Origin of the sequence: Vibrio sp. 10N.261.51.C6 (genome assembly GCF_041471785.1) — a bacterium.
GTDB classification, from domain to species: Bacteria; Pseudomonadota; Gammaproteobacteria; order Enterobacterales; family Vibrionaceae; genus Vibrio; species Vibrio crassostreae_C.
In genome coordinates this window covers 18,585-43,666 of the sequence record NZ_JBFRPB010000013.1, presented here as the reverse complement: position 1 = coordinate 43,666, position 25,082 = coordinate 18,585, and the positions used below count along the sequence as shown (strand labels likewise).

At 44.6% G+C, this 25,082-nt stretch carries 25 protein-coding genes; 5 read left to right on the top strand and 20 right to left on the bottom strand.

The genetic code is table 11. The features are described from left to right. Positions 1 to 13 precede the first annotated feature (13 nt). The 17 genes from flaG to AB4375_RS03385 form a co-directional block, all read right to left on the bottom strand. A complete protein-coding gene (gene flaG, locus AB4375_RS03465; protein ID WP_017066380.1) occupies positions 14 to 439 on the bottom strand; it encodes a flagellar protein FlaG in 426 nt (141 codons plus the stop codon). An 81-nt stretch (positions 440 to 520) separates the two neighbouring features. After that, a complete protein-coding gene (locus tag AB4375_RS03460) occupies positions 521 to 1,651 on the bottom strand; it encodes a flagellin (protein WP_017068988.1) in 1,131 nt (376 codons plus the stop codon). Positions 1,652 to 2,247: 596 nt separating this feature from the next. Then, entirely contained in the window at positions 2,248 to 3,381 is a 1,134-nt protein-coding gene (locus AB4375_RS03455) for a flagellin (protein ID WP_372051029.1), read from the bottom strand. Positions 3,382 to 4,029: 648 nt separating this feature from the next. Then, positions 4,030 to 5,166, bottom strand: a complete 1,137-nt coding sequence (locus tag AB4375_RS03450; protein ID WP_017064128.1) for a flagellin — start codon at positions 5,164 to 5,166, stop codon at positions 4,030 to 4,032. A gap of 418 nt (positions 5,167 to 5,584) precedes the next feature. Then, positions 5,585 to 6,775 carry a flagellar hook-associated protein FlgL gene (gene flgL / locus AB4375_RS03445; protein WP_017064129.1) on the bottom strand — a complete coding sequence of 397 codons (1,191 nt, stop codon included), beginning with the start codon at positions 6,773 to 6,775 and terminating at the stop codon, positions 5,585 to 5,587. Between the two features lie 10 nt (positions 6,776 to 6,785). Then, positions 6,786 to 8,666, bottom strand: a complete 1,881-nt coding sequence (gene flgK / locus AB4375_RS03440; protein WP_017067655.1) for a flagellar hook-associated protein FlgK — start codon at positions 8,664 to 8,666, stop codon at positions 6,786 to 6,788. 220 nt (positions 8,667 to 8,886) lie between these two features. Beyond that, on the bottom strand, positions 8,887 to 9,804 hold the full coding sequence (flgJ, locus tag AB4375_RS03435) for a flagellar assembly peptidoglycan hydrolase FlgJ (RefSeq protein ID WP_017064131.1): 918 nt from the start codon (positions 9,802 to 9,804) through the stop codon (positions 8,887 to 8,889). 13 nt (positions 9,805 to 9,817) lie between these two features. Continuing rightward, positions 9,818 to 10,909, bottom strand: a complete 1,092-nt coding sequence (locus AB4375_RS03430) for a flagellar basal body P-ring protein FlgI (RefSeq protein WP_017062257.1) — start codon at positions 10,907 to 10,909, stop codon at positions 9,818 to 9,820. Positions 10,910 to 11,003: 94 nt separating this feature from the next. Further along, a complete protein-coding gene (gene flgH, locus AB4375_RS03425) occupies positions 11,004 to 11,780 on the bottom strand; it encodes a flagellar basal body L-ring protein FlgH (RefSeq protein WP_017069006.1) in 777 nt (258 codons plus the stop codon). A gap of 88 nt (positions 11,781 to 11,868) precedes the next feature. Continuing rightward, positions 11,869 to 12,657, bottom strand: coding sequence for a flagellar basal-body rod protein FlgG (gene flgG / locus AB4375_RS03420; RefSeq protein WP_017062259.1), 789 nt, complete (start codon positions 12,655 to 12,657; stop codon positions 11,869 to 11,871). Positions 12,658 to 12,678: 21 nt separating this feature from the next. Then, entirely contained in the window at positions 12,679 to 13,428 is a 750-nt protein-coding gene (gene flgF, locus AB4375_RS03415) for a flagellar basal-body rod protein FlgF (RefSeq protein WP_017056855.1), read from the bottom strand. A gap of 252 nt (positions 13,429 to 13,680) precedes the next feature. After that, a complete protein-coding gene (gene flgE / locus AB4375_RS03410; RefSeq protein ID WP_017062260.1) occupies positions 13,681 to 14,985 on the bottom strand; it encodes a flagellar hook protein FlgE in 1,305 nt (434 codons plus the stop codon). A 49-nt stretch (positions 14,986 to 15,034) separates the two neighbouring features. Then, positions 15,035 to 15,748, bottom strand: coding sequence for a flagellar hook assembly protein FlgD (flgD, locus tag AB4375_RS03405; protein ID WP_010439286.1), 714 nt, complete (start codon positions 15,746 to 15,748; stop codon positions 15,035 to 15,037). 17 nt (positions 15,749 to 15,765) lie between these two features. Further along, a complete protein-coding gene (gene flgC, locus AB4375_RS03400) occupies positions 15,766 to 16,179 on the bottom strand; it encodes a flagellar basal body rod protein FlgC (RefSeq protein ID WP_004736176.1) in 414 nt (137 codons plus the stop codon). 4 nt (positions 16,180 to 16,183) lie between these two features. Continuing rightward, a complete protein-coding gene (gene flgB, locus AB4375_RS03395; RefSeq protein WP_004736175.1) occupies positions 16,184 to 16,579 on the bottom strand; it encodes a flagellar basal body rod protein FlgB in 396 nt (131 codons plus the stop codon). Between the two features lie 255 nt (positions 16,580 to 16,834). Further along, complete coding sequence (locus tag AB4375_RS03390; protein ID WP_004736174.1) at positions 16,835 to 17,662, bottom strand: protein-glutamate O-methyltransferase; 828 nt, start codon at positions 17,660 to 17,662, stop codon at positions 16,835 to 16,837. Between the two features lie 11 nt (positions 17,663 to 17,673). Then, a complete protein-coding gene (locus AB4375_RS03385; RefSeq protein ID WP_017066180.1) occupies positions 17,674 to 18,600 on the bottom strand; it encodes a chemotaxis protein CheV in 927 nt (308 codons plus the stop codon). A 77-nt stretch (positions 18,601 to 18,677) separates the two neighbouring features. Here AB4375_RS03385 and flgA point away from each other — a divergent pair, with 77 nt between their 5' ends. The 3 genes from flgA (at position 18,678) to AB4375_RS03370 (ending at position 20,412) form a co-directional block, all read left to right on the top strand. Further along, positions 18,678 to 19,424 (top strand): flagellar basal body P-ring formation chaperone FlgA, encoded by a 747-nt coding sequence (flgA, locus tag AB4375_RS03380; RefSeq protein WP_372051028.1) that lies wholly within the window; start codon positions 18,678 to 18,680, stop codon positions 19,422 to 19,424. A 178-nt stretch (positions 19,425 to 19,602) separates the two neighbouring features. Further along, entirely contained in the window at positions 19,603 to 19,920 is a 318-nt protein-coding gene (gene flgM, locus AB4375_RS03375) for a flagellar biosynthesis anti-sigma factor FlgM (RefSeq protein ID WP_017062263.1), read from the top strand. A 66-nt stretch (positions 19,921 to 19,986) separates the two neighbouring features. Next, positions 19,987 to 20,412 carry a flagella synthesis protein FlgN gene (locus AB4375_RS03370; protein WP_017062264.1) on the top strand — a complete coding sequence of 142 codons (426 nt, stop codon included), beginning with the start codon at positions 19,987 to 19,989 and terminating at the stop codon, positions 20,410 to 20,412. Positions 20,413 to 20,652: 240 nt separating this feature from the next. Here AB4375_RS03370 and flgP read toward each other — a convergent pair whose 3' ends face one another. Both flgP and AB4375_RS03360 read right to left on the bottom strand, forming a co-directional pair. Next, positions 20,653 to 21,084: a flagellar assembly lipoprotein FlgP gene (gene flgP, locus AB4375_RS03365; protein ID WP_016791311.1), complete on the bottom strand. Its 432-nt coding sequence runs from the start codon at positions 21,082 to 21,084 to the stop codon at positions 20,653 to 20,655. Between the two features lie 9 nt (positions 21,085 to 21,093). Further along, a complete protein-coding gene (locus AB4375_RS03360) occupies positions 21,094 to 21,729 on the bottom strand; it encodes a FlgO family outer membrane protein (RefSeq protein ID WP_017064137.1) in 636 nt (211 codons plus the stop codon). Positions 21,730 to 21,921: 192 nt separating this feature from the next. Between AB4375_RS03360 and AB4375_RS03355 the strand changes: the two genes are divergently transcribed. Both AB4375_RS03355 and AB4375_RS03350 read left to right on the top strand, forming a co-directional pair. Continuing rightward, positions 21,922 to 23,055, top strand: coding sequence for a flagellar assembly protein FlgT (locus AB4375_RS03355; RefSeq protein ID WP_017069008.1), 1,134 nt, complete (start codon positions 21,922 to 21,924; stop codon positions 23,053 to 23,055). Between the two features lie 139 nt (positions 23,056 to 23,194). Beyond that, complete coding sequence (locus AB4375_RS03350) at positions 23,195 to 23,701, top strand: hypothetical protein (protein ID WP_017062268.1); 507 nt, start codon at positions 23,195 to 23,197, stop codon at positions 23,699 to 23,701. A 128-nt stretch (positions 23,702 to 23,829) separates the two neighbouring features. Here AB4375_RS03350 and AB4375_RS03345 read toward each other — a convergent pair whose 3' ends face one another. Further along, on the bottom strand, positions 23,830 to 25,071 hold the full coding sequence (locus AB4375_RS03345; RefSeq protein WP_017069009.1) for an NAD(P)/FAD-dependent oxidoreductase: 1,242 nt from the start codon (positions 25,069 to 25,071) through the stop codon (positions 23,830 to 23,832). Positions 25,072 to 25,082: the final 11 nt, after the last annotated feature.

Genomic DNA, 25,082 nt, shown 5'->3' with positions numbered 1-25,082 from the left:
TCAATAATACGACTTAAACCTTCACCTCAAATATTCGACTATTCGAGTTTTGGGCTGCTAGGCGTCTTAGAATTTCAAGCATTTCTTCATCAGGGATCTGGCGAATAATATCACCGGTTGTGGTCTCATAAATGGTAACCACATCTCTCCCAGATTCTTCATCGACCTTAAAAGCCACACCTTTATTGAGAGAGGAGATAAACTCGTTTACCTTCTCCACCATTTTGACTCGCTCTTCATCATTTAACTCTTGTCTATGTTGAGCTAATTGAATCGCCGCTTCGGTAGCTTCCTCTTTCGATTTCTCTACCTTGTCATAAGATGTTGCTTCTTTTAGTCGCGAAAGACTCGACGCACTACTACCTTCATCGCTTGCAATTTTAATGCCATTAGGTGAGCCATAAGGCTGGATGTTCGATGCGTTGGATGATATTTCCATAACACTCTCCCTCCCTCCTTTATGAGCCAAACAGTAAAACTCTACCCAGAGTAGAGTTTACCGCTACTTACCGAGGTAAGTTTAGCCCAATAAGCTTAGAGCTGCTGATGGTGACTGTTTTGCTTGAGCTAGGATAGAAGTACTCGCCTGTTGTAGGATTTGAGACTTCGTCATAGCTGTTGTTTCTTTCGCGTAATCGGTATCTTTGATACGGCTCTTAGACGCATTAACGTTTTCGTTGATGTTGTCTAAGTTGCTGATTGCATGGTCAAAACGGTTTTGGAAAGCACCTAGAGAAGCACGTTGGCTATCAACAGATTTTAGAGCACCATCAATGATAGATACTGCTTCGTTTGCACCTGCAACAGAAGTTACGTCGATATCGTTAACGGTAACGTCTTTACCAGCACCGATACCTAGTTCGCCCGCAAGGCTGCCGCCAAACTCAACATCACCTTCAACTTTTTGGCTTGAAGCGAAAAGTTGCAGTTTACCGCCTTCACCCACAGACGCTTTAACGTCTTGGCTTTGACCATTGATGTAAGTTGCTAGCTCTTCGATATCGTTGCCTTCTTTAGCAGAGATAGATAGCTCTTGCGCTTCACCAAACTTATCGTTGTATTTGATTGTTAAATCAGCACCCGCACCTACACGCCAAGAAGCATCTTTGCCTTCTTCTACGCCGTAGCTCTTACCGCCCATGTCTTGAGTATCGGTGCGCATGTTCCCCATAGAAAGCATTACCGCCTCACCAGAATCTGCACCGATTTGGAAAGATTGACTACCGTAAGTTCCGTTAAGAAGCCTGTTACCACCAAAAGAAGTTGTTTCAGCGATACGGTTAAGTTCTTTGTTCAGAGCAGAGACTTCTTCTTGGATCGCAACACGTTCAGATTTGCTGTTTGAACCATTTGAAGATTGAAGAGAAAGGTCACGCATACGTTGTAGAATGTTGGTTGACTCATTCATTGCACCTTCAGCTGTCTGTGCAATAGAGATACCGTCATTCGCGTTTTTCACAGCCATATCTAGGCCACGACTTTGCGACGTTAAGCGGTTAGAGATTTGTAGGCCTGCAGCATCATCTTTTGCGCTATTGATTTTATAGCCAGAAGACAAACGCTCCATTGATTTTTGAGTACCTTCAGCCGCGCTATTTAGGTAGCGCTGAGCCGTCATTGCAGACACATTTGTGCTTACATTAATCGCCATAGTTGATCTCCTTTAGGCATTTTTTAATGTACTTATGTGACTCTCACCTCACACTAATACATGTCAATTTTGTTTATGCACCAGTGTCTCTCTCACCTTACATTGGTACATATCATTTCTCTCAATCCCTTTAACGGCCCCTTAATTAGAAGCTTTAATAAAAAATGCGATTTTTTTCGTATTCTTTTCAACAACAAAGGAAAGTGTGATCGGGCTTCAATTAATAGGGCGACATTCGCTAAAGTTGCCCCATTATTTAAGTTAATGAGCGTAGTGTTGAATATAAAGTCAGAAGAGATCCCTGATATCTCGTTCTACTCGATTCTGGGGTGACGAAAGACTGCTTCGATGTAGTAAGCGAGGAAACCATCATTTCCCAATTCCCGTCACTCCCTACAGTGAGGAACGAACGCGATAGGGAATCTCGCTTTTGCTCCTGCTTACCAACATTGCACTTTTTCAAATACACCTTCGCCAAATTGCAGGCAATAAAAAACCCAGCCGAAGCTGGGTCTGTTTAGCGCTCATCTCTCACCACGAGCTAATTTGTGGAAGCCTTGCGTCAACACTATTGGTCAACGTGGCTTTTTAATCGATTAACCTAGTAGGCTAAGTGCCGAGTTCGGCGCTTGCTTCGCTTGAGCAAGAATCGAGCTTGAAGCTTGAGAAAGGATCTGAGACTTAGTCATCTGAGTCGTTTCTTTCGCGAAATCGGTATCTTTAATACGGCTCTTAGATGCGTTAACGTTCTCGTTAATGTTGTCTAAGTTGCTGATAGCGTGGTCGAAACGGTTTTGGAAAGCACCTAGCTCAGCACGGTGGCTATCTACATACTTAAGTGCCGCATCGATAATAGCTACAGACTCTTGTGCGCCGCCAACTGATGTTACATCGATAGTGTCAACCGTTACGTCTTTACCTGCTTGAATACCTAACTCACCAGCAAGACCACCAGAGAAAGACACATCGCCGCTCACTTTGTTGTTGCCAGTGAACATTTGTAGCTTGCCGTCTTCAGTTACAGATGCTTTAACAGAATCTTGTTGACCGTTGATGTACGTTGCTAGCTCTTCAATGTCGTCACCCGCTTTTGCGCTGATGTCGATTTCTTGTGCTTGACCGAAGTTATCAGTGAACGACATTTTTAGGTCGTTAGAGCCTGCTTGAACGTTCCAATCTTTATCTTTCGCGTTCTCAGTTTGGTAGCTCTTACCACCCATCTGAGCGTTATCAGAGCGCATGTCTTTCAGTTGAAGCATTACCGCTTCACCGTTGTCTGCACCGATTTGGAATGATTTAGTACCGTGAGTACCGTTAAGCAACTTGTTGCCACCAAAAGACGTCGTTTCCGCGATACGGTTCAGTTCGTCGTTCAGCGCTGTTACTTCTTCTTGAATCGCTACACGCTCAGATTTTGAGTTTGAGCCGTTTGAAGACTGTAGAGACAAATCACGCATACGTTGCAGGATGTTAGTCGTCTCATTCATTGCACCTTCAGCTGTTTGTGCAATTGAGATACCGTCGTTCGCGTTACGTACAGCAACATCAAGACCACGACTTTGAACGTTCAAACGGTTCGAGATTTGTAGACCCGCAGCGTCATCTTTTGCGCTGTTGATTTTTGAGCCAGAAGCTAGACGCTCCATTGATGTTTGTTGTGCGCTGTTTGCGTTGTTTAGGTAACGTTGCGCTGTCATCGCTGAAACGTTTGTATTTACATTCACTGCCATGGTGATTTCTCCAATTGATTTTCCGGTATAGCGGTTTCCGACGTCTCGGAAAACCAAGTAGTTCTCTCAAAGTTACTTTTAATAACGGCGCGAAAATCAGAAGCTTTAGAAAAACTTTCAAAAAACCACAAAAAAATTATTAATTTAATATTTATCAACAACTTAATTTTCATCACTTTCTAATACAGCGATAGCTTTCAATTGAGAAAAGATCTTAATCTGTTTGAGAAATGTACGAATTTCAGTCTAAGTTACTCAAGGTGGAGAAATGATCAATCGCCAAAGATCTCCGAGTTAGGCAGATCTTGTGTAATAGATGAGATTATTTATCGTGAAGAAGAACAGTCAAATAGAGATTTGAAAAAGGTAGTGCGAGAAAGTTCACAGGAAAATAAATAGCAAAAACAAGAAATACAGAAAGGAAAAAGCCCCTTTTCCTTTGAGAGAACCGGGGCTAGTTGGCGCGTCAGAGCCTGTGTGGAGATCATCGAGAAATGAACACATTTCCGACTTGCCGTTGCATTCTTACTGCAAAAATGGATAGCAGGTGAGAGATGAGAGAGCTAAACATTCAATAGTAAGTATGCTTGCCAGTTTCCCTTGCTGCATGGCTCACGTCTGAACACGAGCAGCAAGTTCAACCAATAACTATTGCAATAATGACATTGCAGAGTTAGGCAACTGTTTTGCTTGAGCAAGTATTGAAGTACCTGCTTGTTGCAGAATTTGTGATTTGGTCATTTGCGTCGTCTCTTTCGCAAAGTCCGTATCTTTGATTCGGCTGTTTGAAGCGTCTACGTTCTCTTGTACGTTTGCCAAGTTATTAATACTGTGGCTTAGACGGTTCTGTTTTGCACCCAAATCAGCACGCTGTGAATCCACGTACTTCATTGCAGAATCGATCACGCTGATCGCGTTCTGTGAACCCGCAACGCTGGTTAAGCTAACATCTTGAACCGAGGTTGCGCGGCCTTCACTCTTAATACCTAGCTCAGACGCTAGACCACCAGAGATAGACATTGGGCCGTCAAGGTCAGGTTCAGCAACGAACAGTTGAATGCGACCATCATCAGTAACCGATGCGTTCACAAGATCAGACTGACCATTAATGTAAGTCGCAAGCTCTTCGATATCATCGCCCGCTTTGGTATTGATATCTAAAACGATGTCTTCACCCGCTTTGGTTTTGAATTCGAACTTAAGATCGCTCGCTGTTGGCGGCACTTCCCAGTTCTTATCTTTCGCGTTTTCTGAATCGAACGTAGTACCACCCATACGGTAGTCATCTGCACGGATACTTGTCAGAGCCATGATCATTGCTTCACCAGAGTTAGAACCGATCTGGAATGAAGCTTCACCGAATGAACCGTTCAGTAGACGACGACCACCAAACGATGTGGTTTCCGCAATACGGTTAAGCTCATCTTGAAGTGCCATTGACTCTTCGTTCAGTGCAGTACGCTCTGCCGGCGAGTTAGTGCCGTTTGATGATTGAATCGCTAGATCACGCATACGTTGTAGTACGTTAGTCGATTCGTTCATCGCGCCTTCTGCTGTTTGAGCAATCGAAATACCGTCGTTGGCATTACGCATTGCCACATCAAGACCACGAGACTGAGCGGTTAGACGGTTCGAGATTTGCAGACCTGCCGCATCATCTTTCGCGCTGTTGATCTTGTGACCAGATGACAAACGCTCCATAGAAGTCGCTAAGTCATTAGATGCTTTATTCAGGTAACGCTGTGCTGTCATAGCAGATACGTTAGTGCTTACATTGATAGCCATTTTGCTCTCCTTATGAGTTCGCAAAGTTTCTGCGAAGCGGCCAGCTTTACTCTCATATGGATAAGCACTGACCGTGTATTACTCGATAAACCCTATACAAGGTTTAAGATCTGTATTAATCATTTATAACCAACACAGATACAAGTTGTATGCCAAGTTTAATATCATATAAATAATTTTTTAATTATCTAAAAATCAGAAGCTTACAAACAACACTGCGCAATTATGATTTTCTACTATTAGAAGATGAAAAACATTCACCTTCCTTATTGCCGTTTTTTGCCGCTATTCTAGAAACATCATGCTTCGTACAAAAAAGCGGCAAACTGTGGCGTCATTCGCACGTATGGCATAGCACATACGGCAAGGAATCAACGCCATGGTGATCGACAAGCCACCATTAAATACCGATTGATCATTAAATATAGTTAAACAAGGTCAGGTCTTTGGTTTTGCCAAACGCTTGTTGAGAAGCTTGTAGTGCTCGAGAGTTTTCATTGAACTCAATGATCGCTTTCGAGTAATCCAAGTCTTCAAAGTTGCTTTTTGCTTTTGCTAAAGATAACTTGAAATCTTCATGTTGTTGCTCTTGAATATCCAAAGTACTCAAGCGTGCACCAACATCGGTTCTTGCCTTGGTCAAATGGATAAACGCAGCGTGGAACTCTTCAGTTACTTGGTGCAGTTTCGCTGTTGCTGATGCATCCGATACCGGGTTTTCAGCCTGCTCAGCAGCCTCTTTGAACGTATCAAAGATAGAGAAAGTCTCTCGTGGTTCTAAGGTGATCGAATCACCTTTAGTGATTTGGCCTTTGATTTGAATATTCAGCCCTTCATAAACAATGCCTGTCGAAGGATCAAAATCTTCTGCCGCAACCACTGCGCCGTCTTTTTCAAGCTGATAAGCGAAATTGCCCGTCTGCATGTCGACAAACGTCACTTTATAAGTAGACCCATCTTCATCGCTGTTGGTCGCACGCCCGAGCAATAACTCAGACGCAGGTTCAAGCTCGTACTGAGGTTCGTAGTCACCGAACGGGTTGTCTATTTCCATAAACATCTTGCTGCCCGGATCATTCATTGCCATTTCAAAGCTGCTTGCCACACGCATCTTGCGTTGGTAGTCATCACCTTGATATGTCACATTCCCTTCGTTATCTCGAAAGAAAGGCTGATTTTTCGGCTTAGTGCCTGCAAACGTGTAGTTACCCGACTCATCTTGAGAGTTGGCTAAATGCAGGAAGTTATTCGCCAGTTCTTGAATTTCACGCTTCTTAGCTAAACGGTCTTCCGGAGAAAGCGCACCGTTGATCATTTCCATCACGGTTCGTTTTGCTTCATCAGCAAAGCCTTCAGTGTTAGAAACCAATACTTCATGATGCTCAAGACGGTTTCTGACTAGAGTAATCGCATCGACATACTGTTTAAGCTGTTCTGACTGCTGACCAATGTTCTGTAAATAGTGCGTCGCTAATGGGTCATCACTTGGCGACTGTAACTTCTTACCCGAAGCAAGTTGTGCTTGGTTGTGATGCACCTTGTTCTCTTGACGGCGCAAGTCGTTTTGTACTGACTGATAATTATGGAAGCTAGAGATACGATTCAACATTTATACCTTCCTATCTCAGAGCCAAAATAGTGTTAAACGTATCGTTGGCTGCTTGCATGATACGTGAAGAAGCCATATACGCTTGCTGAAATTTCATCATGTTTGCCGCTTCTTCATCGAGGTTTACTCCCGAGATAGAAGCAATACGTTCTTGAGCCGACTGTTTTTCTAATGTCGCAATATCACTCAGGCGATTTGCCGTTGAAGACTTCAAGCCCGTATTAGTATTCAAGTTGTGGTAAAGGTCTAAAATCGTAGACTCACCATCATTCAACAGCTTTCCTGTTTGAAGATCTTGTAGCTTACGCAGGTTACCGTTGTCACCTTCTGATGGGACAAGGTTTGCCGTAAACTTATCATTTGCCACCGCACCGGGTGTGAGCTCAAACGTTGTACCGTTGATGGTCACTGGCCCTTGTGGCGGATACGGTTGAGGCTGCATTAAAATGTTACCCTTCGGATCCGTCACAGCAAACTGCTCACCTTTTGGTGAGACAATCACTTCAAACTCACGCAGTTGACCTGCTTCTAGAATTTTGAAACCAGCAGTACCCTTGGCAAACGTGGTCGATGCCTCATAACTTTGCGCAGCAATGTCTTTCGGGTCTTTGGTTTCCATATGAATCTGCGCAGCAAAATTACGCGTTGGACGCAGTAACAGTTTCTCTCCTAGTTCAGGAGGGTTACGTACTTCCACTCGCATGCCATCAAGATAAAAAGCACTACCGCTAGAGTCGGTCGCCATCTTAACGGTCTCACCGTTCGGCTTAGTCACGACATAATCACTGCCATCGTATTTCAGTCCATACTCACCGCCTTTTAAGGCAGAAGTATCATCAATGTATACCGCAACATCGGCTTTCGATTGCCCGCTAGCCGTGACACGAGATTTTGCCACCAGCTCTGAGTTCACGTCGGTAAACAAGTCCTTACCTACGTTGCCGTTAAGATCCAAACCTTGTTCTTGAAGACTATTGACCTCATATGAAAACGCGGTCGCCAAACGACCAAGCTCATCCATGATTGCTGGGATATGTTCGTCACGCATGTCTAGCATGGCGCCGATTTTTCCGTCGATATCACTGCTGGTGATCGGTTTTAAAGACTTACCTTCAACAATCGCTAGGCGGCGCTGATGTGCATCGGGTAAGCCATCAACCATCTTCAGCTGACTCGCTTCACTACCAGAGACCAAGGTATGGCCATTACCAATATGGACATTAAACCCTTCGGCATTTGAGCGTGGTGTCACCGTAACTTTGGTGTAACCAGAAAGCTCATTAATCAACTTTTCATGCTGATCTCGTAGGTCATTATGAGGCCCGGGAGTTCGCATCATTAAACGCTGAACATCACGGATCTCGTACGCAAGTTGGTTAACTCGCTCGATACCCATATCTAATTTTTTATTCGTAGAATCAGACTGTTGACGAACTGTTTCATGAAATTCATTCAAGGTTTTAGTTACAAGCCCTGCTTTCTCTAACACGACCTTACGCGCACCCACATCATTTGGGGTATCGGCGAGAGTCTTAACGGAATCAAACCATTCGTTGAGGTTTTCTGGAATCTTCTTTGAAGCGACCGACGACAACATGCTCGACAACATATCGAGGTTGGCTTCGGTATCGCCTTTGTTGGCGGCATTGGTTGTCGATAAGTTAAGTTCTTTGACGGCAAACTGATCCCAAGAGCGGCGAACATTTTCCACATGTACACCCATACCGTAGGATTGCCCACCGTACTGGCGCGGGTCATTCACACCTTGAATCACAGACTGGCGGCTATAGCCCTCTGTGTTAGCGTTAGAAATGTTATGACCTGTGGTGTTGAGCTGTCTCTGAGCCGTAAGAACACTTTGTGCCCCTACATTCAGAAGATCCGACGCCATAATGCCCCCAAAAAACTTAACAAAACCAGAATGAACTGATTAACTACAACCGTATATTACTAAGATAAAAGCAATATATGTGCCAACAAAAACAATAGGAAATTAAAAGACGATAATTTATTGAAGTGTAAGGAGATAACTATGGATTACGCGTAAGAACTGAAGGGGCGGAGAAGAAAAGAGCCTGCCAGTAGCAAGCTCTCTATGTTGATTTATGACGCTAGTTCATCTCATCAATCTTGGCTTTAACTCGTAAAACCTTGTCTGCATAGTTAGGGTCAGTTGCGTAACCAGCCTGATGAATACCTTTGATGAAATTCTCTGAATTGCCTTGATGCTGTAGCGCCGTTTCGTATCTTGGATTTTCGTTCAAGAACTTCACGTAATCATTAAAGCTATCTTCGAAATTAGAGTAAGAACGGAAGGAAGCTGACTCTTTAACGGCGGTTTTGCCATGGAACTCAAGAGTTTGAGTCGCGACCTTATCGCCCTTCCAACTTCTATCTGCTTTGATGTTAAATAAGTTATTGCTGTTGCCCAAAGAGTTCTTAACCATTTTAGAACCCCAACCCGTTTCAAGGGCAGCTTGTGCCAATAGAAGAGACGAGTCCACACCAAGCGCACTTGCCGCTTTTTCCGCGTAAGGCTTCATTGAGGTCACAAACGATTCTGGAGAGTCAAAGGATACTGGCTGTTTTGCTGCTTGCGCAGGTTGAACGTCTGACGCTCGCTCTTCCGAACGGCCTGAATATTGCGGTCTTTGCAATGAAGCATCAAAGCCTTCACTGCGAACCTTCTCTTCAGACGTATCGCTTGCTTGGCCAGCGCTTAGTTGAGCCACGATCATATCTGCAAGACCTAATGAACCTGAAGCGCTTAACTCACTCGCCATTTGGTCATCTTGCATCTGACGATAGAACTGCTCGTTCTGGCTGTTCAACATATCCGACTTAAAGCTCGAGTTAGCGTCGCGCATTGACTTAAACAACATCGAGGTGAAAATCGATTCAAACTGTTTTGCCGCCGCGGTTAATGCTTCTTTCTCGCTACCTTCTTCACCGTTTACCGCTTGTTGACGAAGACGGTCTAAACTACCGATGTCGTGAATAAAGCCGATGTCATTGTTATTTTTAATCATGCTTTACCCCTTCTTAGATAATGATCAATTGGCCTTCAATTGCACCCGCTTGTTTCAGTGCTTGAAGGATTGCCATTAAATCAGAAGGTGCAGCGCCCACTTCATTGACTGCGCGTACCAAATCGTCCAGCGTTAGGCCAGGTTCAAATTTGAACATCTTACCATCGCCTTCCGTGATTTCGATATCAGAATCAGGGACCACTACCGTTTGGCCACCAGAGAATGCATTCGGTTGGCTTACGTTTAGATTTTCTTTAATTGCAACCGTCATACCACCGTGGGTGACCGCCGCCGCTTTTAGGCGAACGTGCTTACCAACCACAATCGTACCTGTACGAGAGTTGACGATGATTTTTGCAGAGCCTTCAGCAGGGTCGAACTCGATGTTTTCGATAGCCGACAAGAATGCTACACGCTGGCTGATTTCACGCGGTGCACGAACTTTTACTGAAGTTGCGTCTACCGCTGAAGCCATTTGTGGGCCTAGGAAATTATTAACCGCATCAGCCATACGCTGAGCCGTTGTGAAATCTGATTGGATTAGGTTGAAGGTGATGTAGTCACCACGACCGAATGGCGTTGGGATCTCTTGTTCAACCGTCGCACCGCTAGAGATGATACCAACGTTAGGGTTGTTACCGACAATCTTAGAACCGTCGTTACCTTGTGCACTAAAGCCACTTACCACCAAGTTACCCTGCGCGACCGCATACACTTGACCGTCTAGACCTTTCAAGAAGGTCTGTAGCAAGGTACCACCACGAAGGCTTTTTGCTGAACCGATAGAAGAAACGGTTACGTCAACTTCTTGGCCTTGCTTAGAGAATGCTGGCAGTTCAGCAGTCACAATAACAGCCGCGACGTTTTTGGTTTTTGGCTTAGTGCCGGGCGGCAATTGGATGCCAAAATTTTGCAGCATTGCGTTAAATGTTTGATCGGTAAAGGGAGTTGTCTCACCAGTACCCGGCAAGCCCGTGACCAAACCATAACCGACAAGTTGGTTACTACGAACACCCGCCACTTTTGCCACGTCTTTGATTCGCGCAGCATGGGCACTGGTGGCAAGAAATAGCATGCCGAATAGTACGAGTGTCAGTTTTTTCATTGAGTAACCTGTCTGTATTGCTTTAATTTATAATAGCTTAGCTAAATGTGGCTGAGTGATAGAGGCTGTCAGTATATCGTCGTCCTATCAAGCTCTACAGAGATACATTAAAGAATCGTGCCAAGAATCCAGGCTCTTGCATATCTTTCTGTACGCCAGTCCCTGAGTACTGAATTCGTGCGTTAGAAACACGGTTTGAAGCAATGGTATTTTCGAAATCAATATCGTCTGGACGGATGGTACCGCTTAGACGGATGTACTCATCGCCGGTGTTCAGTGTCATCCACTTCTCACCACGAACCACTAGGTTGCCATTGGCTAATACTTCGATCACTTCTACGGTGATATAGCCGCTGATGCTGTTACTTTGGTTGGCTGATGCATCACCAGCGAAGGTATTGGTGTTGCTCAGATCGTAAGAGAAGTTGTACTTATCGATCGTCAGCTCTTGACCACCAACAGCCAGCGGCTCCATCGATGCATCATTCGACTTAGACATGTCTGCGTTGGCTTTTTTGGTCGCTCGAGTACTCTCATCTAGCGCTACAGTGATGATGTCACCAATACCACGAGGCTTTGAGTCGTCATACATGCTGCCAATGTGGTTCACATTAAACAGTGAGCCCGTTGCCGCTGCATAATGCTCTGGCTTCTGCTTGGGGTTGATTGGCGCCCATGCAGGGTCACCAGCAATTGGATCGGTTCGCCCACGAAGCGTGTCGATGATTCCTGAACTTTCTTCTGCCGACTTATCGCCTTCAACCGCATCAACCACTGTGGTCGCGTTCTCTTGTGCTGGCGTCTCAATTGGATCCAGTACTGTACAACCAGTCATCGAAGCTAACAGGGCTAAACAAAAAATACGTTTCATGGCGATATACTCTCAGCAGGCAGTGGTAAATGGGTCAATTAGCAAAAACAGATAGATTAATTAAAAAAGTAAACGGCGAATAAACCAATTACAGCTGTTGGTTAACAAAGCTCATCATCTTGTCTACTGACGAGATAACTTTCGAATTCATTTCGTATACACGCTGAGCTTCAATCATGTTTACCAGCTCTTCGGTTACGTTTACGTTCGATGTTTCTAGCATCGATTGGCGGATGTTACCCAGGCCATCAAAACCCGGTACACCCTCTTGTGGGTCGCCACTCGCGCCAGTTGGCAAGTAAAGGTTTTGACCTACTGGCTCTAGACCACCTGGGTTTACAAAGTCAGTAATGGTAATTTGACCAACCACGACGTTGTTTTGCTCGCCACGTAGACGAACCGATACTTCACCGTCGTTACCAACCGTTACCGAGATCGCGTCTTCAGGAATCACAATTTCTGGTTGTAGAGGATAACCTTGGCCCGACGTTACGATCGCGCCTTCACCGTTCAGTGTGAACTGACCATTGCGGCTGTAACCTGTTTCACCGTCTGGCATTTCAACTTGGAAGAAACCGTCGCCTTCAATCATCATGTCTAGGCTGTTAGATGTCGTTTGTGCGTTACCGTGAGTGTGCACTTTTTGAGTCGCGACGACCTTAGAACCGGCACCCAGCATCAAACCACTTGGCAGCTCAGTATTCTGAGACGATTGACCACCCGGTTGATTAATATTCTGGTAGAACAGATCTTCAAATACCGCGCGGCTCTTTTTAAAACCAATGGTTGAGGCGTTGGCAAGGTTGTTCGAAATCGTTGAGATATTGGTTTGTTGGGCGTCTAAACCCGTTTTACTTACCCATAATGCTGGATGCATAGCAATGTCCTTTAAATTCTATTAGCTCATACGAAGCAGTGAATCAGACGACTTGTCCATTTCCTCTGCTGTGCTCATCATTTTGACCTGCATTTCAAACTGACGTTGTAAGTCAATTAGGCTGGTCATTTCACCTACGGCATTTACGTTACTGCCTTCGATAGCACCTTTTAGCAACGTTACCGCTGCATCTGCTTCGTATGCCTGATCTGGGTTTTTCGAACGGAATAGACCATTCGTGTCTTTAAACAAACTTTGGTTGTCTGGACGTACAAGCTTAATACGATCAACCACGGCCAATTCTTCAGCTGGAGCGCCTTGAGGAATCACCGAAATCGTACCGTCTGTACCAATTTCTACTTTGCTGATTGGGATTGGCAGCGTGATTGGTGCATCGTTTTCACCAAGCACTAAGTGACCGCTTGCGTTGGTTAGTAAACCGTTTTGGTCAACCCTTAGGTTACCGTTACGTGTTAAACCTTCACGGCCAGTATTGTCCATCACTGAAATCCAACCATCACCTTGAATGGTAACGTCTAGATCTCGGCCAGTAGTAACCACACTACCCTGAGCGAAATTATGACCCGGACGCTCTGTCATGCTGAAAACACGAGTAGGCATGCCTTCGCCATACGCTTGCATTGAACGTGCCTGTGCTAAATCAGCACGGAAACCCGTTGTACTTACGTTGGCAAGGTTGTTTGCACGTAGCTGCAAAGCTTGCATATTTTGCTTAGCGCCACTCATGGCAAGAAACAGTGCGCGATCCATAATTTTGCTCCAAAAATCATCTTCTGGGGCTAATAAAGCAAACACTGTGCCAATATTTTTAACTGTTATTTATCAATAATTTAAATAGAAAACGAACGAAGATGGGTGATCGTCAAAGGATCATTGAGGAATAATTGTTGCCAGAGGCATTACCGGGCGGCAATAGGGGCGGCAAATAAGAAGACAAACAACAATACCCAATTCAATAACATTGAATTGGGTATTCGCAGATGATTCAAACGCTCGAAACGATTAACGAATCTGAAGAATATTCTGTTGTAGCTGGTTGTGTACTTCTAGAGAACGCGAGTTCGCTTGGAAGTTACGTTGAGCAGAAATCAAATCAACCAGTTCTTGAGTCATATCGATGTTCGACTGCTCTAGCGAGCCGTTGTTGATGCTACCAAATGAACCTTTGTTCGATTCACCCCAGATCTTGTCACCAGAGTCGTTGGTAGAATCCCATTGAGTACCGCCTTTCTTATCCAGACCTTGCTCATTTGGTACACGAACCAAGCCTACACGGCCAAGCATCACGTTTTCACCATTTGAGTAAGTACCTAGAACACTGCCGTACTCATCGAAATCGATTTTTGTTAAGAAACCTGTTGTCGCGCCATCTTCATCAAACTTAGTCAATTCAAACGGGGCGGCAAACTGAGTTGACGAATCTAGACCAAACTTAAGCACTTGAGTTGGATCAGCACCGTTCAAGTCAATTGGGTTCGCGCCAGCACCCAGTGGTTCCGAGTTAATCGGCTGACCATTGTTTAGGCTTGCTAACGTACCGTCATTGTTGAACTTCATTGTGTGACCAACATGACCTTGTGCATTCGTCGCATCACCACCAGTAATGTTGACCGGCTTTTCACCGTTCTCATCTGACATGGTGTAGTACGTTTGCCAAGTGTTTGGTTGAGTCTGATCTTTGAGGTAGTAAGTCGTTAACTTGTAAGACTGACCCATAGAATCGTATACGGTCGAAGACGTTGCACGGTTATAAGTATCAGCATCTTTGAAGTTAAATGCAGCCGGGTCTTTAAGATCACCGTTTGCAGGAAGGTTAACCCCTACTTCAATGTTTTCTGTCTGTTTTGGCTTACCAAACTCAGCAGGAATGTCGAGAGGCTTTGGCGCGTAAGAAAGAACTTCACCCGAGTTTGGATCAACATCGTAACCTAAAAGAAACTCATCGTTAGCGGTAACCATGTAGTTGTCTTTGTTTAGGTGAAATGCACCATTACGCGTTAATTCGTTAATCTCTGGCACCATGCGGTCTTTCGATACTGCAAAGAAACCTGTACCACTTACACGTAAGTCCATTGGGTTGTTCGTATAAATACTTGAACCTTCGTGGAACTGTTGCGCCACTTGGCTAGCTTGCGCACCGCCACCTGCCGTCGTTTTTGCGTTAGTGAACAACGAGCTTGAATAAACATCACCGAACTCGGCACGAGACTCTTTAAAGCCAAATGTGTTTGCGTTCGCAATGTTGTTACTGGTTGTATTAAGGTCTAATTGTGCAGCGGATAGGCCGCTTAAAGCTACATATGACATTCCATTATTCTCCTAATCTATCTAGCTAGCATAGTCACTCAATAAAGAGCTACGCTTTACCAACTTCTAGTACTTCAGCAAGTCGTACTGGCGATGTGAAACCAGCCAGATTGAGTAGTACGTTGCCATCGCCCTTACCAAGAAGCACACTGTTCACGTTCGCATAACTGGAAACTTGGAACTCTGTGTTCTCGCCATCCAGCAAACCCGACGCTTTCACGTTGTATTTACCGGCCGGCAATGGGTTACCGTCTTCGTCTTTTCCGTCCCATTCAACACGTGTATCACCAGATGGTTTAGAGCCGATATCAAATGTGCGAACCAATTGGCCAACTTCGTTCTCAACACGGACCATTACATTGTCCATTGCCTGAGGAAGCTTAACCATTGCCGCCATACCGCCATCACCGGGTTTTACACCTGCCGCACCAGGAACCAATACATCACGCCCAACTAAAGAGGAGGCCTGAAGAGCTTGGTTAGAGGTCATTGATGAATTCAAGCTTTCAAACTGTGTATTCATTTTGCCAATGCCATCTACGGTCGCAAATGAAGCCATTTGCGCAATCATCTGGTCATTACTAACCGGCTTGAAAGGGTCTTGTTGTGCTAGTTGCTTAGTCAACAAAGATAAGAAGTCTTCTTGTTTAAGATCCTGCTTACCTGTTGTTTCGTCGGGCTTTTTAGCGCCATCTTGAAGACTCTTCAGCTGGTCAACATAGGACAAGCCGCTTTGACCAACATTGTTGTTGATTCCAGCCATGTGCTACCTCCTTATCCTTATTGACCCATCTGCAGCGTACGCAGCAGCATTTGTTTACTCGAGTCAGCAACCTGCACGTTTGTTTGGTACGCGCGTGATGCCGAAATCATGTTTGCCATTTCTTCCATGACGTTCACGTTAGGCTTGTAGATATAGCCTTCGTTATTCGCTAATGGGTGATCTGGGTTGTACTCCGCGCTCAACGGCTTATCGCTTTCCACAATACCTAATACTTTCACAGGCACAGTGTGACCACTGTTGCGTGCTTTATTTAACTCAGCGCCGAACACTGCGTGGCGAGCCTTGTAAGTTTCTTCAGCAGAACTACTTACACTGTCCGCGTTTGCAAGGTTGCTCGAGGTCGTATTTAGACGAACAGATTCGGCACTCATCGCAGAACCAGTCACATTGAATACATTGAATAAACTCATCTAATTATTCCCCTTTAATCGCTTTAGTTAAATTCTTGAACTTACTTCCTAAGAAGTCGAGAGAGGCTTGATGCCTAATTTGGTTTTGCATGAAAAGGTTTCTTTCCAAATCCAAATCAACCGTGTTGCCATCTCCTGTATCAGGTTGGGTAGGAATGCGATACTTCGTTTCCCCGTTCACCGTTGTTGAGGCAGAAATGTGCCGACCATCTGTACGGCTAAGACCAATGCTTGCCCCAGAACTTGCCGCTTGCAGTGATTTCTTAAAGTCTAATCCCTTTGCTTTATACCCAGGCGTGTTTGCTTGCGCGATATTGGTGGAAAGCACCTCAGCGTTACGCTCACGTACACCAACTGTGTGCTGGTGAATGCCCAAAGCATTGTCAAAAGAAATAGCCATGTAAACCTCAACTCAAGAACTGACTGTTATGAAATAACCAAAGCAATATATATACCAACTTTTGAAACAAGGCGGTCTATCAATGCTTTTACAGGTTACTCGTGGGTAAACTTGCAATAAACAAGCCAAAAAATAGAGTAAATTGGAATGTCACTCTGACTTAAAGATATAGCTTAAGCAGGAAAAAGAAAACCCAGCACTTGGCTGGGTTTTAAATTTAGACGGTAACCTTACACCTAATATCGGTGCCGCTCGTTACTTTAATTTGTAGATGATGCCTGGATTACAGCGAACCATTTCAAAACGATCGGTTAAGCCTGTTAACGATTCAGACGCGCCCAATAGTAAGTACCCACCAGGGTTCAGGCTATTTGCCATCTGGTTAAGTACCTTTGACTTCATATCAGGCGAGAAGTAAATCAGCACGTTACGACAGAAAATAATGTCGAACTTGCCTAACAATGCATAGCTGTCCATCAGGTTCTGAGGGCGGAAGTTCACCATGCGCTTGACGTTATCTTTCACTTTCATACGGCCATCGCCCGCATCTTCAAAGAAAGTACGACGGCGCTCTGGAGAAAGTCCACGTCCCAATGCAAGGTTGTCGTAAGCGCCAGTGCGGCACATATCCAACATACTTGCTGAGATGTCAGTTGCGGTAATCGATACATTTGGCAGCATACCTGGCTTACGAGCTTGAGTTTCAAGAATCGTCATTGCCATTGAGTATGCTTCTTGGCCTGAAGAGCTTGCCGCAGACCAAATCTTAATAGGACGTTTATTTGCCGCTATTTCCGGTAGAAGCTTATCCGCAAGCACAGCAAACGGGTAAGTATCACGGAACCAAAGTGTCTCGTTCGTCGTCATGGCATCGACAGCAGCCACACGCAGCTCACGGTTTCGACCTGTTACTACATCTCTCAACAAATCAGACAAAGAAGCTAACTTAAACTTCGTTACTAATGGGCTTAGACGACTGCGCACTAAATACTGCTTGCTGTCACCTAATACAATGCCACATTGAGATTCTAAGAAACGGCTGAAATCGCGATACTCTTGATCACTTATTGTTATAGCAGTCATTAATGTCTCTTTTAGTTAGTTAACGCAGCTTTTACAGCTGCACCAAGCTCATCTGGGTTGAATTTAGCGATGAAGGAGTTAGCTCCAACACGCTCAACCATGGCTTGGTTAAATACACCACTCAACGATGAGTGTAAAATTACGTATAAATCTTTAAGTTCGGCGTGACGACGAATCTCAGCAGTCAGCGTGTATCCATCCATTTCTGGCATTTCGATATCAGAAATCACCAATGAAATCTGATCGTAAATACTGCCTTCTGATGACATCTGTATCAGCTTCTCGTAGGCTTCTTTACCATCCTTCACCGAGATAACTTCAAAACCAATCGACTCAATAGCACGTTGAACCTGCTTACGAGCAACGGTCGAGTCATCAGCAATCAAGATGCGGCGAACCAGTTCTTTCTCTTGTTCTACTTTCGCAATATCTTCAGCAATCTTGCTGTCCATTGTTTCATCAACAGGAGAAATTTCTGCAAGAATCTTCTCAACATCAAGAATTTCTACCAATTCATTATCAATGTTGGTTACCGCTGTCAGGTAGTTAGCTCTACCTGCGCCATCTGGCGGCGGAAGAATCGATTCCCAGTGCATGTTAATAATGCGCTCAACTGAACTTACCAAGAAACCTTGAATGGTTCGGTTAAACTCAGAGATAACCACAAAACACTTTTCAATATCCGTTGTAGGACGGCCACCAATCGCTAAGCTCAAGTCGATCACAGAGATCGTTTGGCCACGAATGTGTGCTACACCTTTAACCAGTGGGTTCAAGTTTGGCATCTTTGTCAGCTTAGGGCATTGCAGCACTTCTTTTACTTTAAAGACATTAATGCCGTAACGCTGACGCCCCATTAGGCGAAAGGTTAGTAATTCTAATCGGTTTTGACCGACGAGTTGCGTACGCTGATTCACCGAATCAAGAATACCCGTCATGAGCTCATCTCCATATCAAACTTTTTTGTATAAAAAGTGTTAGTCTACTGCAGGCTACGAACCACCAGAGAAACGGAATGACGTATTATAAAACAAATTTGCCACCTCTTTCCATAGCAATGTGTAGAGCTACTTTTAAAACTGTCGCTAAGTTTATCGGCATTTTATCAATATTGTTTAGTTTTTTTGTACAAGCTGCGACCCCAGAACAAATTGAGATGATTCAGTCTGCAGCGGAGCAACATATCCTTGATACAGTTGAGCAGCCACAAGGTGGCGAACTCTTTGTTAATTCAGCAAATGTTGACTCAAGAATCAAAGCGACAGACTGCCCAGTGCCTTTAGAGACCAGCGCCTCAACCACCACCAATACCCGCAGCAGTATTACGGTTTTAGTGCAATGTGTTCCTGATGAGTGGCGCGTTTATGTACCCGTGCATCTTTCGATGTCGGTGCCCCTTGTCACCACCACTCGTTCACTCGCGAGAGGCGAAATCGTCGGTCAATACGATGTCACCACCGCTATGATTTCTCTTAACAAGTTTCGTCGCCAAGGTTTCACAACCCCACAACAAGTCATCGGCGCTAAGGTAAAAAAGAACCTAAGACCGGGCGATGTTGTAGAAAGAGGTGATATCTGTGTCGTCTGCCGAAACGAGAAGGTTATCATACAGGCAGTAAAAGGTGGCATGACCATTACCACCAAAGGGACTGCGCTTACCGATGGCTCTATGGGTGATCAAGTAAGAGTGAAAAATGACAAATCACAGCGTATAATTGAAGGAATTGTTACCAGCATGTCTGAAGTCACAGTTTACTTTTAACTCTTTACTTCTAAATTGACGGTATCGTTAGCGATTTCACTCTCTACTCTAACGCCAAATGTGACGGCGGCGGTGTTTTGTCGCTTTTCGACTATTGAGCTAAAAATTGCTAAAGTATTCGAACCCTTGGTCGATATTGACTGTACAGGTTCCCATTTTTGAAGAAAAAGGCTTAACTATGGCAGGCATTGATAATATTCGTTCAGGGCAAACCCTAACGACCACTAACCGATCAGCAGTACGCTCTGATTCTAGTTCTGAGGCATCACGTTCTGATGTATCAACTAAATCACCAGCAAGCAAAGATGCGGTTTCACTTAGCCAACAAGGCAAAGCGATTGGTCAGCTCCACCAAGATATGGCAGCACAGCCAAGCTTTGATTCTGTGAAAGTAGCAGCGATCAAAGAAGCGATTGCGAACGGTTCATACACTGTTGATCCAGAAAAACTGGCAGACAACATGATCAAGTTCGAAGATGAATTAAAAGGTCTTTAAGCCAACACTCACTTTTGATTGAAGTGATTGTCTTAAAGCATACGAGGTTATGAATAGGTTTACGTTATGGCGGCACTAGCAGATTTAGTTAATTTTCAACTTCAAAATGCCAAAGCCTTATCTGAATTATTAAGTTCAGAGAAAACCGCTATTACGAGCCGACAATCAAACGATATTGAGCGAATCGCCAAAGAAAAAGTAGTCCTTGTTGAACAATTAAGATCAACCGATCAGCGAATCGCGACCCATACCAATATCTCAGAACTGACCGAGAATCCTGAACTTGCTCAGTTAGTCACAAAGATCCAGTCGATAGTGCACGATTGCCAGCAAGCGAACCTTGTTAATGGCGAAGCCTTGAATCGAGCACACCTTAGCTTCAAAAAACTCAGCAATATGATGCAGCAAAGCCACGGTAAAATTGGCATGACCTACAATGCCGGTGGTCAAACGCATACTATTTCCACGCTGGGAACCAACGTAAAAGCCTAGTTAAGCTACCTCTTCAACAACACTCCTACTTAAGTCTGTATCTCAGGCTATTTCTGTCGTTGTTCTTTATCAAAATTTCTAATCAGCCTTTGAACACCCTGACAAAATCGATAAACAAAAAAGCGGCAAGTATTTTCATACTTGCCGCTTTTACATCCATATTAGTTATTGGTTGCCGATATGCCATCTGGAAAGCGAGTAGCAACCAATATCACTGAATATTCAATTCGAACACCGAAATTAGAACAGTGTTTGTTGTCTCTTCTCAGGTACTGCCTGAACTTCACCGTAGTTACGTAGCTGATCCATCTTGCGAATATCCAACTGAAGCTCTGTTACGTAGCTATCACCCACAGGGTAACTGCGCACCACTTCTGCGCCACGGATAACACCATCAACCGCACCTGACGTACGCTCTGTACCAAGCCGTTGATCTTCAAGTTCTGCTCGACCGCTTACTCGCATGCCGTAAACCTGTTCAGCAAGCTCACGATAAGCATCGATCTTAGAGGCTCTCATCGCGCGGATACGTCTTTCTTCATCGTTACGACCTTTCTGCTCACTGATACTCGCATAGCCAACAGCCACTAAGAAATCATCAGGTCTCATGCTCTGCAATGGCTGACAGCCAACAAGCAATAAAGCGGCAACAACAAACATTAACTTCTTCATCTCGAACTCCTAAGGGCGAAGAATAACAGTATAAGGCTGACTGATCGTTGGATCGGAACGAATGATCACGCCATCTTGAGTTCGAATACTGTTGAGAGTATCTAGGTCACGGCCAATACGGTCTGCAGGTAAGAAGCCTTGTGCCGTCGCCACTACAATTCGAGTTTGCATGCCAACAACGCGAGCATTTACTAGTACACCGCCTTCTTGGCGAAGCATGGTGCCTGTCAGTACATACTGTACGTCTTGCTCTTGAGCTAAGTCTTTCCAATCGCGGCTCAACGCAAAGTCACCTTGGTGAGTCACTTGGATAGAGCCAGTAGTTTTAAAATCAACCACCTTGAAGCCACGACGCTGAAACTGATGAATGAAGCCTTCTGATACCGAGTTGCCTAGCCAGTTCGTTGTGTCCATGTGCTGCAGGTCCACAAACGAAGTAATTGCTATTGGCGTTCTCGCTGAAATACTTGTATTCGAAATGATCAAATCTTCAGTCATACTTTCCACAAAAAAATCCATGGTATGACGAGGGCTATCCATCAACATAAACTGACTGCCTGAATATTCAGACTTGCCGTTATAGATTGGCGAATAAGCGCATGAGGTCAACAACATGACACTCATTACTACGAGCCATTTTTTCATTCTCTTATCTCCAGATAGGTTTAGTGCTCCCTGTTCCAATATGTTCTCACCATTATTCTTTTCAATGGATTACAATGTTGGAACAGTCTTTGCTTTTCATTAATGGTTCAGATTAAGAAAAACGCACTTAAGTCAGCTTCAAGCTTATAGTTATTTGTTAAGCAATATTTATACCCAACTGGTAACGAATAGATGAAAAAAATAATTTCTTACTTATTTTCAATAAGTTCACTGATAACCATAAGCTTCAGTGCTCATGCCTCTTGGTATGAGGTTACCGGTACCGCAGCCATCGTATCGTCAGAGGAAACGGCAAGGGTCCATGCTCTGGAAGACGCGGTATATAAAGCGATCCAGTTCTCAGGTGCTGATATTGGTAGTATCTCCAACCTCACGCCCTACCTCGACGCAAACAAGAAAGAGTTTCAATTTACCAATCATGAAGTGCGCTACATCTTGGTAGAAAAAGAGAAAAAACGCAGTGGCAATATAATGATCACCGCAAGGATCGATATCTATCCTTCGGCAAATGCTTGCCATGAGAGCCAATATAAGAAGACATTTTTGGTCGGCAACATCGATGTGACTTCCCCACAGCAAGCTGTAATGGGCAGAATCTATAACATCGGTGATGATTTTGGTCATGTCGTAGATCGACAGCTGGCGCAAGAGTCTCGCAGCTTTGTTTCCGTTGGCACGACCAATTACAACATCGACAAACGTCGACCTGAAGTGATCAAGATGATCGCCCAAGACACTGGCGCACAATACATCATTGGTGGCGACATTACCGATTTAACCGCGACCATCGAGTCCAAACTGTTGAAAGACGACATCATCAATCGCCAGTTTGCGTTAGAGATGCAAGTCTTCGATGGTAAAACAGGACATCAGGTTTACAACCGTAGCTATCGTGAAGTGGCAAAGTGGCCATTTGCTAAGACCAGTGAAGTCGACACCCGCAGTGCTCGTTTCTGGGCATCAACCTACGGCAGTATGATGCTGCGTGTTAGCCGCAATATTATGTTGGACTTGGAATCTGAAGTGTCATGTAAGATCACGCTTCCAGAGGTGGCAGCGGTATTTGGTAACACGGTGACCATTGATTTAGGTCGAATGCATGGTGTTCAACAAGGTGACAAACTGCAACTGTGGCACACAGGTTCGTTTATCGACCAACGCGGCTTGCCACGTAATAAGGTATCTCAAAGCGATATCACACTGACCGTTTCTCGCGTTTATGAAAACGAAGCAGAACTGACGATCGACCAACCAAGCCTTGCTGGAAGCATTCAAATTGGTGATGTGATGCAGAAAATCATGTAGTTAGCGACACGCCCGCCTCACAGTTTCTAATAAAGCCTTAGCACTTTTGTTAAGGCTTTATTTTTTTCATGGGTATTAGTTTCGGTTTTGCAGTATTTGGCGTAATCTTATTAATAACATAATCATCACTTAGCAAACTATGAGTCAGAATAATCTAATTGGTGCTACCGGTTACCGCTTTATCTCGAAAGGTAAAACCGCTTTTAAGATCCACATTCATACTCCCGAAGATACGGTGTTGCATCGGTCGGTCGGTTTTGTTCGTATGGGTGAAGACAAAGCACTGAAGAAAACCATTAAATTAAGAGATGAACTGGGCAGACAGCTATGGGGCAAATTTTGGCCCAAAGTCCTCAAAGAGCCCTACCTGATGACGCGCCTGCCTCATAGTCTAGAACCCAAAATTGTATTCAAACCAAATCCAACTCAGAGTGATCCTGAACACCGCGACGAGTGCTACATCGCTAAGTGGCGCGTCTTCTCTGAGAATGGTGACTACAAGTACAAAACCAAGGTATGTTCAATCAGAAAGCACGGCCGACTTGCCGCTTATAGCCAAACCAAACGTGCGCTGCTTGATGCTCACAAAGACGTAATTGATCTACTTATATTTATGGGACGATTGAACAGCATCGACTTAAAATAGGCTTAAATCCGATTAAGCTGACCGCCCATATTTTTCAGATACAAAAACAGCCGCACATTGCGGCTGTTTTTAATTTATGACGATCCATCGTGGCAATTTAGAGTATTGCTACATACAAAATCGATTACCTAGTTTCGGCATATCTCAGCCAGTGTCGCCAATCGGCGCTTAGACTCTTTCACATAAGGGTTGGCTTGATCCCATGCGTAACCCGCCAGAATTGAGCACACCATCTGCTTAATCTTTGGATTTGGATCTTGATAGAAAATCACATCCTGCAAAGTACCTGAGTACCACCCCTCAACATACGTTCTAAAGGTGTTTACACCAACCATCAAAGGAGCGGCATAATCGCGTTCCCAATCTACCTTCTCACCGTTAAGTTGCTTTTCGACACACTCAACCGCAAACTGTGCCGACTTCATCGCAATCGTCACGCCTGACGAGAACACCGGGTCAAGGAACTCGCCGGCATTGCCAAGCAACGCGTACTTATCCGTCGCCAAATGTTTTACATTGGCAGAATAGCCACCAATTTCACCCGCAGGGTTTGGATACTCGGCGCTTGCCAGTATCTCAGCCAAGCCCGGCTCTTCCGCTGACAGCTGTTTAATTGCAGCAATCTTGTCTTCTGGATAGGACTCAAAGAACTTAGGCTCTCCTACGACACCAAACGAAGAGACACCGTTACTAAACGGGATCAACCAATACCAAACATCAGGGTTGATTGGATGCACAGAGATAAGAATTTTATTTCGGTCATATTCAAGATCGGTATCCACCTCTGCAATATGATCGTTAATGTGCGTAAAAATAGCTTTGCGTGGAGGGAGCGATGACGGCTCTGCCAAGTTAAGCATTTTTGGTAGCACTCGACCAAAACCACTGCCATCCAGAACGTATTGCGCTTCTATCTGATAACGCTCTCCACCCAGCACTTGTACATCTAAAATGGTGCTGTCGTCGGTGAAATTAATGCCCATTAACTCATGTTGGTAATCAATGCAGACACCCTGCGCCTCAGCCGTATCTGCCAAAACCTTATCAAAGGCACCTCGCTGAACCTGAAACGTAGTTCCAGGGCCAGAAGAGAACTTGTCTTCAAAATTAAACGCCGTATAAACGCCATTTTTGCGAAAGGCAGCGCCATCTTTGTATTGGAAGTTAGCGTTGATCACTGCGTCAGTCATCCCAGCCTGTTCAATCACTTCCATACAAGCTGGTAATAGGCTTTCACCAATAGAAAAGCGAGGGAATACGCTCTTTTCAATCACTCGAACATCGATGCCTTTTTTATGAAGTAAAGACGCAGCAATAGACCCTGATGGCCCAGCTCCGATGATCACCACTTGAGTTGATAGTTTTTTCATTATTTAAGCCA